Source organism: Enterovibrio qingdaonensis, assembly GCF_028683135.1.
Classification (GTDB): domain Bacteria; phylum Pseudomonadota; class Gammaproteobacteria; order Enterobacterales; family Vibrionaceae; genus Enterovibrio; species Enterovibrio qingdaonensis.
In genome coordinates this window covers 234,699-246,704 of the sequence record NZ_JAJUBB010000001.1, presented here as the reverse complement: position 1 = coordinate 246,704, position 12,006 = coordinate 234,699, and the positions used below count along the sequence as shown (strand labels likewise).

Sequence of the window (12,006 nt, the reverse complement as noted above, 5' to 3'; positions counted from 1 at the left end):
AGTTATCTCATGTTTAACCTGCTTTCTCCTGCGCAGCAGGATCCGATTCTCTCGCTTTCTGTAGCATTCCGAGAAGACCCACGCGAAGAAAAAATGGATTTGGGTATTGGTGTTTATAAAGACAGCCAAGGCGCGACACCAATCATGCAAGCTGTGAAATCGGCGCAGCAAATTTTAGCGGATACACAAGTTACTAAAAGCTACGTTGGATTGGCGGGAAGCGAAGGCTTCAACCAAGCAATGACGGATTTGCTGCTTAAGGGAACGGCGGGTTACAGTCGTTCTGCAGCCGTTCAAACGCCGGGTGCCAGTGGTGCATTGCGTATGTTGGGCGATCTGATGTTTTTGGCAAAGCCAATCACAACGGTGTGGATCAGCAACCCGAGCTATGTGAACCACAAGCCAGTTATGGAAGCAGCAGGACTGACCGTTAAATTCTACCCGTACTTCAATGCAGAAACGAAAACTGTGGATGCTGATGCGATGCTGGATGCATTGGCGGCAGCGGGCCCAGACGATGTCGTGTTGCTGCATGGTTGCTGTCATAACCCAACTGGTGCGGATATTCGCGCTGAACATTGGCAGGCTATTGCGGCGTTGGCACAGAAAAACGGTTTCATCCCATTTGTTGATATAGCGTACCAAGGTTTTGGCTCTGGGTTAGAAGAAGATGCCTACGGTGTACGACTGTTGTCTGATAGCGTTGAAGAAATGCTGATCGCTACGTCTTGCTCAAAGAACTTTGGCCTATACAGAGAGCGTACTGGTGCGGCCATCGTCATTGGTAAAAATGCGAAAGAAGCGGTGAATGCAAAAGGGCGCATTCTTCAATTAGCGCGTTCCACCTATACTATGCCACCCGATCATGGGGCCGCTATCGTTGAAACGATTCTCTCAAGCGACGCCTTAACCCAAGAGTGGAAAACGGAGCTGGATGTGATGCGAAATCGCATCGTGACGTTAAGAGATGGATTGAGTGCGGCATTGGCTGAACGTTGTGGTGATAACCGTTTTGATTTCATTAAGCAGCACAAAGGCATGTTCTCAATGCTAGGTATGTCGCAAGATCAAGTGAGTCGATTAAAAGACGAATTCGGGATTTATGCGGTTGGAGACAGCCGTATTAACATTGCGGGCTTAACAGAGTCGCGGATTGATTATCTTGCTGACGCATTAATGACTGTTGCCAAATAGTAACGACGATTAGACGAAATAAAGCCAGCAACTGCTGGCTTTATTTTTGGCCGTCAGTTCTCTTTAAACACCAAACTCACGCTAACAGGCACTGTGCTGGAAATGTCGATATTGCCGACCGTTGCAGAGACATCCTTCAAGTTTTGTTCAGGTATACCAAAAGTGGCTCCGCTGATGATCACGGGTTTATAAGTGAACGCGAAAATACTGTCGTCAGTCTTAATGATGTTCATGTCTAAGGTGATGTCTTTGGTATTCCCAAACAAGGTGACTTTCGCGGGGATGGACTGTTGCAGCATGGTTCCGTTCTTGTCGAGTCCAGCCATATCAACCTGGCCTTCCACTGTCAGCGTGGGAAATTTTTTTGAATCGAAGAATAGTTCGTTTAGGCGTTGATTGCGGATAGGAATCCCCGTGGAAACTGAAGAGATTGGTGCGGTAATACGAAAAGAGCCGTTGGCATCAACTTGTCCTTCAACACCACTGAGAGTTGCGGGTTCGACAACGTAGGTTTTTTTAATCGTCGCAAAGCTAATGGAAGACGCGTCAGAAACAATGGTGTAATCGTCAGAAGCGAAAGCAAGAGAAGGGGACAGTGATAAGGCCAAGATAATGGCTGATGAACTACCTTTCATTTTTCATTTCCTTCTTATTAATGGGAGGTACCCCAGCCACCTGATTCCTGCGTCTTCAGGTTTCTCGGGTATATATAGCCTTGTAGACGAAGGGCATTTTGTACATCGGTTTATTTCGATGTGGGGTTTCTGAAATTTCGATTGAAGCCGGCTCGGTGCAAATGCTTCAACATTAAAACAAAATGACACGTACAACCTTACAGACGGCAGTACCTAATGAACGTTGTTATATGCTCGCGGTGATGACGTGCTATAGGGCGTTCTGCTAGACTGTGTCGACAAATTAAATGTGGTAGTAACGTAATGAAAATCCATCGAATTAATCCAACTAAACGTTGGTCTGACGTCACCGTATACAACGGTATTGCACACTTTGTTGAAGTGCCAGAAAGTGATTTGAGTGCCGACATTAAGGGTCAGACAGCCCAAATTCTTTCTCAAGCAGAAGAAATGCTTGCGAGCGTAGGCAGCGACAAAACCCGCGTACTGTCCGTCACTATTTACGTGACTGATTTTGCACACTTCGAAGGTTTGAATGAGGTGTGGGATGCATGGTTTGAAGAAGGCACAGCCCCAAGCCGTGCGTGTATCAAAGCAGAACTCGCGAAGCCTGAGTACCTCGTGGAAATGGCGTTTGTAGCAGCCGCTGGTGAAGAATACCTCGCGTAACTGCCTACTGAGTGGACAGTGTAAACTAATCGTAAAGGCAGTGTTCTACACTGCCTTTTTGCGTCTAGCACTCCCCAGATAAATTGACCAGATTACTATGCGAAACTCGTCGCAAAAGGACTAAAAACTATCCTTCAAATTAATGAAATTTTCTTTGTTTTCTTTAAAGTGATCTCTGGCTAGGAAAGGCCGAAATACAAAAGCGATGGAGAGTGGCTTTGAAAACTGAGAGTGCAAGATTTACATTAGATGATACGCATTTGAACGTAGGGTCTCATGCCTATCGCCTCTCAAGTATCGGGAGTGTCGAAGTTAAGAGTAGTAGCGTAAACCACTATGCCGCGAAGGTACTGTTTTTTGCGCTTTCTGCGGTCACTATTGTGTGGTTGTTATGCCCAGATGGCTATGCACAGCTCTTTTCGCCGTTGGCGTTTTTGTGTGGGGCGGTTTTTTCACATTGCGTATTTGGCCGTCACAGTCTTCGCATAAAAATGCTTCGTCTTGATAACCTTGCGTCACATTGGATCACGATTTCGAGTGGAAATTCCGATGAGGCGTGTGAATCATTGCAAACACAAGCCGAGCAAATATCTAGGTTGATCGCTGGCAACAAAGAAAAAACTCGGCTTGCGCGGTTGTCTATCGCCTAATCGTTAAATCTTTCATCAATGAACGAGAGGGAAGGAACAAAGTAACTATTGCCTGTTTTTGCCTCTACAAAATCCAACAGTTTGTCGTAGTCACCGTTTTCGTCTGCCGTGATCATTTGCGTTAGTGATGTCTCGATAATTGAAGGCGTGTTAGCAAAGCCGACGAACATCGTTCCGTGTTCCATGGCATTTCCATAAGGTCGATTCTGACGAAGCATTTTTACTTCCTCGCCATCGATTTCTACCTTACTTTTCGCATTATGTGCCCACGCTGGCTTTTCGTCGTCATCTAATTCGATGTCATCCATTTTGGTACGACCAACCACTTTTTCCTGGTGTTCTGTAGGCAATGCATCCCATGCACCTTGTTTATCTACATAACGCTGAACAATCAGGTAACTGCCACCTACCCAGGTTTCATCGTCCGAGATAAGCACGGATTCAACGCGTTCTTCATCAATGGGATTTTCCGTACCATCGACAAAATCAATCATGTCTCTGTTGTCCAAGTACTTGTAACCTTGAATGTCCTCAATGAGTTCAGCAATGGAAGAAAGTGCTTTTGCCGCATACTTAGCAACTTGGAAGTTTAGGTCTTTTCGCTCTGATTTCACCATGATGAAAATGTCACCTGGCGTTGACGGAAAATGACGGTCACCGTTTTGCATTTCTGGGAAAGCATGAAGCTCAGCAGGCTTACTGAGATCAGGGAAGAGCATTGGCCATGCATTATCAGAAAAGCCCAATGTCATTGTTAGGCCTGCTGATGGGTCTTTTTGACGGATCGACTTTTCAATGCCCGGAAGTTGGGAAAGCGCGTCATTGATTTCGTCGATATTAAACCATTGGTCTTTTAACACTAAGGTTAAGTATTCCACATGTGTTGTTGGGTTGGTAAGGACACCCGACTGTGCAAGCATTGCTAAATTTTTCATAGTCTTTCCTGTTATCAACATCATTGCGTTTCGTAGACGCTTTGTAACTTTAGAATAGGGAGAACCGCATATTTGCGGTAGGAATGAGACGTTACAAATTTAGTGTCCTTAGAACGCAAAAGCCCTGACAGAGTCAGGGCTTAGAATTCATCGTTTGTTGCGCAGGTAGCGTTTGCGGCGTTCTTCTTTGTGTTTGGCTTTCTCTTCCGCTTTGCGAGAGGCCGCTTCTTCGACTTCCACCAACTCTTTGTCAATCATGTCTGGGTGTTCTAGTGTCACCAGTCCCAACGTACCGTTACGAAGATCATTGATCAGAATTTCAGACGCTTTGTGCAGGTCGATGCGTCCACCTGCGCGAAGACAACCGCGTTTCTCCCCAATAGCTTCCATCAATTCGATTTCAGTGTCAGGAAGTTCTTCAATGTTGTAACGCTGTTTCAGTAAATCCGGGTACGCTTTTGCTAAATACTCCACGGTATAGAAAGCAACTTCGTCGTATTCCATTGCCGTATCTTTAACTGCGCCTGTTGCCGCTAAACGGAAACCGCTGTGTGGGTTTTCCACTTTTGGCCACAATATTCCCGGCGTATCTGAAAGAACCACGCCATTTTGCAAATTGATACGTTGTTGCTGACGGGTTACCGCCGGCTGGTTACCGGTTTTAGCGACAACACGACCAGCAAGGGTATTGATGATGGTTGATTTGCCCACGTTGGGGATACCCATGATCATGGTACGAATGTTTTTTCCCATCTCTTCGCGATGCGGAGCGAGCTTTCGACACAGATCCATGATCTTATTGACTTCGCTGATCTGATCAGTGGTGATGGCCATAGCTTTAACACCTTGTTCTTTTTCAAGGTGCTCTAGCCAAAGCGCAGTCATTTCTGGGTCAGCCAAATCGCGTTTATTTAGTACTTTGATAACCGGTTTATCTTTGCGGATGCGGCGGATAAGCGGGTTTTCGCTACTAAAAGGAATGCGTGCGTCTAGCACTTCAATGATGACGTCGATTTTCGGAACGACTTCTTCAATCTCTTTGCGTGCTTTGTGCATGTGGCCCGGAAACCACTGAATAGAATTGTTAATCATGGGAATGATTGCCTTCGTAAATCCAGATATCGCTGACGGGTATTGGAGTCCCAGAGCGAAATAATGGCGGTGATCTTATCACTTAAATGTGATTAACGGAAAAGTATCAATAAGATTGCTGCTTGAGCGGGTGATTCTTGTACGGTCGAGGAAGCTGAATTGATAATTCAGCGGAAAAACGGGCTATTTAGCTTCACGCTAATTGCGAGAAATCAAAAGGGTCGGAGTCAAAATACTCAGATAGTGGCTGGGGCATTCCTAGATAAAATCCTTGAAAATATCCCACATTGAGGGCTTTCATTGCCTCATATTCTTCTTCGTTTTCGATACCTTCAACCAGCACCTCCGCACCGACCTCTTTGGCCAATGCAATAGCACGAAGTATGGCTTCGACTTCACCTTGGACATAGGCTTGAACGAGTGAGCGATCGATTTTAATAATGTTTGGGCGCAGCATTCTGACACGTGCTTCTTCTGAGCCTTCTACGCCGTAATCGTCGACTGCAATGCGGAAACCATTTTTTATGGATTCATTGGTTGCGGCAGACAATGAAACAGAATCGGAATGCAGATGCTCTACCACTTCCAGAACAACATGTTCACGAGGAATGCCCATTTCGGCAAGTCGTAGCACCATCAAGTTTTGGTTTGAAAAGGTTTCGATGGACGCCACAGCAGAAGAGGGAAGCATGTTAAGAAAAATCCAATGCTGTCCGGCATATTTTGCGAAGTTTCTGAGGTGAATAACACGCGCCAATTTATCAATACTGATCTGATTCGCGAAGTCCTGGTGCCCTTGATCGATACATCGAAAAAGGTGAGCAGGGCAGACATGTGTTCCATCAACTGCGACAGCACGAATTAAGGCTTCAAAACCGACAATGGTACCGTTTCGACGGAAAATAGGTTGGTAGACACTTCTCAGGTTCAATCCATTGAATTCGGCGGTAATATCACCGTTATCATTGGTCTGTAAACACTGTTCAAATTCAGCGCGTGTTCTTAAGTGGTCTACCACGTACTTATACCTCTAACTTCACTGACCGAATATGTTACGCCAAAGAGAGGAATTGGAAAATGAAACCTTCATTTGCGTCATGAATTAATGTGATCGTCCCCTCTTCTTTTTTATCCTAGTACGAAATTTCGCCGACCATTTGCTGAATAAAATCAGATTCAAATAAGCAACTGAGTGCAATGTAAAAATAACATGTAAATTTATTTTTACGTTCTTCCGTACTGTAACTGCCGACGCTAACTGACAGAATAAGTAACTTATTACTATCGTTTTACTAGGAGAATTATTCAGGAGGCGAAGATGAAACCGTTTAAATACGAATCTAAGCCACAAGATAGAAATGGGTTGGTGCATTGGTCTGAAGAGGAGACAGAGGTTTGGCGCCATTTAATGGTGCGGCAGTTAGCGTGCATAGAAGGTAAAGCGTGCAAAGAGTACCTTGATGGTTTGGATATGTTGGGTTTACCCATCACTCAGATTCCACAACTTCCCGACATTAACCGCGTATTACAGGGTGCAACAGGGTGGTCTTTAGCTCCCGTCCCAGCACTTATCGATTTCGACCGCTTTTTTGCACTGCTTGCCAATCGGCAATTTCCTGTCGCGACGTTCCTGCGAACGCGATCGGACATCGATTATCTTCAAGAACCCGATTATTTTCATGAAATATTCGGTCACTGCGCAATGTTAACCAATCCGGCATTTGCGGCATTTACCCAGTTATACGGAAAACTAGGCGTGAACGCATCTAAAGCGGAGCGCGTATATCTTGCTAGGCTATATTGGTTTACCGTTGAGTTTGGAATGATACGTTCAGACGATGGGTTCTCAATTTATGGTGGTGGAATTCTTTCGTCACCTGCTGAAACGGTTTATGCATTTAGTGATGAACATGTATTGAGAGAGCCACTGGATATTATTGAGGTGATGAGAACGCCTTATCGTATTGATATATTGCAACCTATTTATTTTTATTTGGATGATATGCATCAATTATATGAGTTGTCCAAAATAGATCTAATGGCATGTGTTCGACAGGCCATGAAGATGGGTTTGCACGAACCGCTATATCCCATGAAGATCGCACAGTAAGGAGAGCCGTGATGACAGAGTTGACAGAACTGCAATGTGAAGCGTGCAGAGCCGATGCACCCAAGGTGTCAGAGGACGAGGCCAAGGCACTACTGGCAACACTTGACGGGTGGGAGATGAAAGAAGAAGACGGTATTCCTCAACTGCAACGCGTGTTTGTGTTTAAGAACTTCAAAGAGGCATGGGCCTTTTCCAACAACGTAGCCCAACTGGCAGAGGATGAAGGTCATCACCCAGCAATATTGTTGGAGTGGGGACGTTGTACCGTGACATGGTGGACGCATAAAATTAAAGGGTTACACCAAAACGATTTTATATGTGCCGCAAAAACAAATGCTCTTCTGTTGCCATAATTCCTCTGTCGCCATCAATTCCCGCAGGGGCTAAGGTCTCTGCGAGATTTTGTAACCTTGCTCACACCTTCCATCGTATTGCAATTTTTATGACGTCTCCTATGTCTTAATAGTGATGAACGTTTCCTGTCGATGCTCGGAGCCCTTATGTTAGTGCGTTTGATCAGCCCGATCTTTTTGCTATTCGTTATCGGGTGCTCATCCCTTCCGACTTCTACTCCTCTCGCCGTAGACTCAAATTGGGTGTCGAAAACGCTGCCCAATGGATTTCAGTATCACCTTTATCCTATCGAAGGCACTGAGATTGAAATCCGTTTGATTGTGAATGTAGGCAGCCTCAACGAAGAAGAGAGAGAAAGAGGATACGCACATTTTGTTGAGCATATGGCGTTCAATGGTTCTCGACATTTTCCAGACAACTCTGTTTTTCGTGATTTTGCGACAGTGGGGGTTCAGTTTGGGCCAGACATTAATGCGGTAACGGATTACACCAGAACGGTTTATACCCTGTCCCTTCCCGATGAACAAAAGCTCGAGGATGCGATCACGTGGTTTCGCGATATTGGCGATGGACTAACACTGAGTAAGTCCCAGGTTGAAGGCGAAGTTGACGTCATTTTTGGAGAATGGCGCTTTGACAATCGGGCTGATGCGTCGTGGCAACTGAAGCTTTACGATGCCCTGTTAAAAAATTCGCGATATGCAGAACGTGATCCTATCGGAACCGAGTCAACGCTAGTATCCGTCAATGATTCGTCTCTGCGGGCATTTTACGAGCGTTGGTATCAAGCGAATAGAATGCAGCTAGTTGTCGTCGGTGGGTTTGATGCGAATGCAGTCGCCAGTGAAATTGACAGCCAATTTGAAACCCTTCGAACAGAAGACGATGAACCTGAGCGTCATCATCCGCTAGTGCTGGATGAAGGTTTTCACTATCCACTAACAGTTTTTGCGCCTAAGGGGCAATCTTCAGCGATGATACTGAGCTTCAATGAGGGAGAGTACTCGCCGCCTAAAACGTTGAAGCAACAGCGCGATATGTGGGCAGATTGGTTTGTCCTAGACGCGATAGAGCAGCGTTTATCTGAGCAATTAGATCGACGAGGGATTGCGTACAATGGACTTTATTCTGGCTATGCGTTTGTTCCTGGCTGGAGCGTTTTTGAGGTAATCACCGAGTTTAACGCCGCAGACCGGGCATTGGTGTTAGATGCTGTCGCAGATGATCTGGCTTCGTTAAGAGATGAGGGGATTAGCGACAGTGAGTTCTCTTCGCTACTTGAGTATTTTGAGTCATCGGGGTATTTGCTGGATGACTATTTACCCATTGAAGTCGCGGAAAGCGCATCAGACGAACTTTACTATAACGAGCTTCCTCAAGATGGAGAGCAGCGACTAAATAACTTTGAGCGATTCCTTGGTGAGGTTGACCATGAAGGTATCAATGCGCGCTTGAGGAACTACCTCAGCGATTTACCGCAATCACTGTCTCTTGTTTACGTAAAAAATGAATCGATTGCCGGTGCTGATACGTTTAAGACAGCCTACTTCTCTCGTTTAGCCAAGCCTGGCGAAGATATACGCGTAAATTATACTGACGTTGATATTCCACAACCTACCGTCTTTCCTGCCCAGAAACCCGCGATAACCTCACTTGATAATGATGTCTACACATGGGAAATGCCGAATAACGTGAGGGCACTTTTTCATCATATGGATGATCTTTCTTTGATGAGCCACGTTGTGCTTCAAGCAAAGGGTGGTTTAGCGTCATTAAGCCGCACTGAGCGCGCAGCCGTTGACATACTGTATGAAGTATTACGTGGTAGTGATGTGGGACCCATAGGCGGATTAGATTTCCGTCATTACCTCGAAGGCAATGGCATAGAAATAGAACCTGCCGTGTATGGGAAAAGCCATAATATTTCCATGTCGGTACAAAGTGAGTATTTGCCTGAGGCACTGAATGTACTGCGTTATTTCATCGAAAATATCACATTAAGTGAAGCCGTTTTTGACAGGGAAAAAGCGCGTGTTGTGAGTCGGATGCAGAGCTTGGCGACGTCACCTTATGATGCATTTGAGCGCGAGCAACTTGCGATGATTTACCCCGCGCATTCCTATGATTCTCCGCTTACAGTAGAAGATTATGAGAAAGTCACGTTTGATCATGCTGAACGCGCTTATTCGACGCTATTTCGAGATGTCGGGGCATTTAAGGTTTATGTGATATCCGACTATTTGGCAGATGCCGCGACAGATCAGGTCAATGTGTATCTGGGAGCTATTCCAGTGACGCGTCCCCCAACAAATCCTCGCAGCGTAATGATTAACGAGCAGGGAGGAGAGTTAATCAGACATACCTCACCTGAAGACAGAACCTATGTTGAGTTCGCCGATATCTCCCGTGTGCCTTCCAGAGATATCTCTGCTGTTTTTGCTGAGGATATGATGAACCGGATTCTTCAGGATCGGTACACACAAATCATGCGGGAAGAATATGCGTTCGACTATGACCCCTATTTCGCCTCTTGGTCTCGTGATGGAGAGGGGCTTCGGACTACAACGCTGACAGCGTTAATTTCACCAGAGCGCGAGGCTGAGCTGAATAAATTGTGGCCTGAGATAAGGCAAGCGTTGGTGAAGCCGATTACCAAAACTGAGCGGGATAATGCAGCTCGTCAATTGGAAAGGGACATTATGAATCTCAATGGTGATAGTCAACATCTGGTCGGGGCGATAGCGCGATATGAGACTTGGGGTTACGGTACGGAAGGTTTGTTTTATCCCGCGACAGTGATTCGGGGAATTGATCGTCAGACGCTGAGTGAAATGGCAAGCGGTTTGTTTTCAAGCACCATTAGGTATAAAAGTGTGATGCGCCCGGCTTCCTCGCTCTCCGAAAATTAACGCGCCATTGGCGCGCTAATTATGCATATTCGTTGGTGCCACAGAACGTGGAATCAGTGAGACGTCTTACCGCCAAAATACTTTTCAAGGATTTCAGGGGTTAGTTCGCCTTTCTCTTCTAACGCTTTCAGTTCTGCTGCAATGCGTTTTTGTTCTTCCAACGTAGGCAATGGCAGGTCTGGTTCGCGTTCAGGTGCGTCTTTAATCAGGTTTTCTAAATCGATCATGTCGAATTCACTCATTTTTTAGTTCTGGCCGTATTCTAAGTAAAAGTGCCTACACCTCGCAAGCCATTCCAAGTCAGTGAATTAATACTGAAAGACCGTGACGACTGAAATGTAGCGGTGCAACGCTTTTTGCAGGTACAAAACGCTTTTTCTGCGCACTACGTAAATACAGAAAAGAATCGGGACGCTTGTTCTTGTGTTTTGGCTGTTTTTGTAACACTGTAACAAATGAGCCCTTAGAGAAATCGACAATAAGAAAAACAAGGAACGGTAGATATGGCAGATATTCTTGAAGTCTACACAGTTAATGCATTCGTCGCCGATAACCAAGGCGGCAACATGGCAGGCGTTGTTTTAAACGCCGACGGATTGAAAGTTGCTCAGATGCAGCGCATTGCGGCAGATCTCGCATTCTCAGAAACCGCATTTATTCTCAAGTCAAAAAAGGCAAATTACAAAGTCAGATTTTTTACGCCGACAGAAGAAGTTAACTTCTGTGGTCATGCCACAGTCGGTGTATTTGCTACGCTGTTTCACACAAAACGTGTTGAACCAGGAAACTATACCCAAGAAACAAAAGCGGGCTTGTTAGCGGTTGAGGTTAGTAGTGAAGGCCGAATCACGATGGACCAAGCTACTCCTCAGTTCGGCGAGGAGTTGACCGCAGAAGCGGTTGCACCTTTGTTTGGTATTCAAGCTGAGGACATCCTGTCGACCGGTTTACCTGTTAAGGTCGTTTCTACCGGTTTAGCGGACATCATTGTGCCGGTTTGCGATGAAAGTGTGCTTAACGCGTTGCAGCCAGACTTTGCTGCGATCAATGCGTTTTCCAAACAGCACAAGGCAATGGCTATCCATGCATTCGCGCTGACGCCAACGGAATCCGATATTTCTGCGAGATGTCGAAATTTTGCACCGCGAGTTGGCATCAATGAAGAGTCAGCGACAGGCAGTGCTGCAGGGGCGTTGGCGAGTTATCTGCACGTTTATCAAGGCGGTAAGTATCGATACTTGTTTGAACAAGGAGAGATACTCAATCGCCGGTCGCTTCTTTCCGCGAAAGTGGACTCAAGCGAACACGGCATTGAGCGCGTCGCTGTAGGTGGCCTCAGTGATAAACCGCAGCGCATACCGTACAGGCTAGCAGAAGAAGCAACACCGTAAAGAAATCCACAAAACAAAAGGGAAGCGAAGGTGCTTCCCTTTTTTCTTTTATTGCATCTATTTAGCG

12 protein-coding genes are annotated in these 12,006 nt (G+C 45.8%); 7 read left to right on the top strand and 5 right to left on the bottom strand.

What is annotated here, in order from left to right; genetic code table 11:
• The first annotated feature begins 9 nt into the window (after window positions 1–9).
• The gene (locus LRP49_RS01200; RefSeq protein WP_274139611.1) at window positions 10–1,194 is read left to right on the top strand and encodes an amino acid aminotransferase; all 1,185 of its coding nucleotides are present in this window, start codon (window positions 10–12) and stop codon (window positions 1,192–1,194) included.
• Between the two features lie 53 nt (window positions 1,195–1,247).
• Here the strand turns inward: LRP49_RS01200 and LRP49_RS01195 are convergent, their stop codons facing one another.
• On the bottom strand, window positions 1,248–1,829 hold the full coding sequence (locus LRP49_RS01195; protein WP_274139610.1) for a YceI family protein: 582 nt from the start codon (window positions 1,827–1,829) through the stop codon (window positions 1,248–1,250).
• Between the two features lie 303 nt (window positions 1,830–2,132).
• On the opposite strand from LRP49_RS01195, the gene LRP49_RS01190 reads away from it, so the two are divergent.
• Entirely contained in the window at window positions 2,133–2,498 is a 366-nt protein-coding gene (locus LRP49_RS01190) for a RidA family protein (RefSeq protein ID WP_274139609.1), read from the top strand.
• Between the two features lie 218 nt (window positions 2,499–2,716).
• Window positions 2,717–3,148, top strand: coding sequence for a hypothetical protein (locus LRP49_RS01185; RefSeq protein ID WP_274139607.1), 432 nt, complete (start codon window positions 2,717–2,719; stop codon window positions 3,146–3,148).
• Here the strand turns inward: LRP49_RS01185 and LRP49_RS01180 are convergent.
• From LRP49_RS01180 to LRP49_RS01170, 3 genes are all read right to left on the bottom strand, one after another.
• Window positions 3,145–4,083: a Dyp-type peroxidase gene (locus tag LRP49_RS01180; RefSeq protein ID WP_274139605.1), complete on the bottom strand. Its 939-nt coding sequence runs from the start codon at window positions 4,081–4,083 to the stop codon at window positions 3,145–3,147. The genes LRP49_RS01185 and LRP49_RS01180 overlap by 4 nt on opposite strands.
• A 147-nt stretch (window positions 4,084–4,230) precedes the next feature.
• On the bottom strand, window positions 4,231–5,175 hold the full coding sequence (ylqF, locus tag LRP49_RS01175) for a ribosome biogenesis GTPase YlqF (RefSeq protein WP_274139603.1): 945 nt from the start codon (window positions 5,173–5,175) through the stop codon (window positions 4,231–4,233).
• Window positions 5,176–5,368: 193 nt separating this feature from the next.
• Window positions 5,369–6,193 carry an EAL domain-containing protein gene (locus tag LRP49_RS01170; RefSeq protein WP_274139602.1) on the bottom strand — a complete coding sequence of 275 codons (825 nt, stop codon included), beginning with the start codon at window positions 6,191–6,193 and terminating at the stop codon, window positions 5,369–5,371.
• Between the two features lie 300 nt (window positions 6,194–6,493).
• On the opposite strand from LRP49_RS01170, the gene phhA reads away from it, so the two are divergent.
• The 3 genes from phhA (at window position 6,494) to LRP49_RS01155 (ending at window position 10,548) form a co-directional block, all read left to right on the top strand.
• Window positions 6,494–7,285 carry a phenylalanine 4-monooxygenase gene (gene phhA / locus LRP49_RS01165; protein WP_274139601.1) on the top strand — a complete coding sequence of 264 codons (792 nt, stop codon included), beginning with the start codon at window positions 6,494–6,496 and terminating at the stop codon, window positions 7,283–7,285.
• Window positions 7,286–7,296: 11 nt separating this feature from the next.
• Complete coding sequence (locus LRP49_RS01160; protein ID WP_274139600.1) at window positions 7,297–7,638, top strand: 4a-hydroxytetrahydrobiopterin dehydratase; 342 nt, start codon at window positions 7,297–7,299, stop codon at window positions 7,636–7,638.
• Between the two features lie 147 nt (window positions 7,639–7,785).
• The gene (locus LRP49_RS01155) at window positions 7,786–10,548 is read left to right on the top strand and encodes a M16 family metallopeptidase (RefSeq protein WP_274139599.1); all 2,763 of its coding nucleotides are present in this window, start codon (window positions 7,786–7,788) and stop codon (window positions 10,546–10,548) included.
• A 53-nt stretch (window positions 10,549–10,601) separates the two neighbouring features.
• Here the strand turns inward: LRP49_RS01155 and LRP49_RS01150 are convergent, their stop codons facing one another.
• On the bottom strand, window positions 10,602–10,775 hold the full coding sequence (locus LRP49_RS01150) for a restriction endonuclease subunit S domain-containing protein (protein ID WP_337992937.1): 174 nt from the start codon (window positions 10,773–10,775) through the stop codon (window positions 10,602–10,604).
• 276 nt (window positions 10,776–11,051) lie between these two features.
• On the opposite strand from LRP49_RS01150, the gene LRP49_RS01145 reads away from it, so the two are divergent.
• Complete coding sequence (locus LRP49_RS01145) at window positions 11,052–11,939, top strand: PhzF family phenazine biosynthesis protein (RefSeq protein WP_274139597.1); 888 nt, start codon at window positions 11,052–11,054, stop codon at window positions 11,937–11,939.
• Window positions 11,940–12,006 lie beyond the last annotated feature (67 nt).

Bases quoted from the DNA above. Each gene is read 5' to 3' on its own strand.
- LRP49_RS01190 (WP_274139609.1), top strand. From the start codon at position 2,133: ATGAAAATCCATCGAATTAATCCAACTAAACGTTGGTCTGACGTCACC.
- LRP49_RS01200 (WP_274139611.1), top strand. From the start codon at position 10: ATGTTTAACCTGCTTTCTCCTGCGCAGCAGGATCCGATTCTCTCGCTT.
- LRP49_RS01195 (WP_274139610.1), bottom strand. From the start codon at position 1,829: ATGAAAGGTAGTTCATCAGCCATTATCTTGGCCTTATCACTGTCCCCT.
- LRP49_RS01145 (WP_274139597.1), top strand. From the start codon at position 11,052: ATGGCAGATATTCTTGAAGTCTACACAGTTAATGCATTCGTCGCCGAT.
- LRP49_RS01150 (WP_337992937.1), bottom strand. From the start codon at position 10,775: ATGATCGATTTAGAAAACCTGATTAAAGACGCACCTGAACGCGAACCA.
- LRP49_RS01160 (WP_274139600.1), top strand. From the start codon at position 7,297: ATGACAGAGTTGACAGAACTGCAATGTGAAGCGTGCAGAGCCGATGCA.
- LRP49_RS01180 (WP_274139605.1), bottom strand. From the start codon at position 4,083: ATGAAAAATTTAGCAATGCTTGCACAGTCGGGTGTCCTTACCAACCCA.
- phhA (WP_274139601.1), top strand. From the start codon at position 6,494: ATGAAACCGTTTAAATACGAATCTAAGCCACAAGATAGAAATGGGTTG.
- LRP49_RS01155 (WP_274139599.1), top strand. From the start codon at position 7,786: ATGTTAGTGCGTTTGATCAGCCCGATCTTTTTGCTATTCGTTATCGGG.
- ylqF (WP_274139603.1), bottom strand. From the start codon at position 5,175: ATGATTAACAATTCTATTCAGTGGTTTCCGGGCCACATGCACAAAGCA.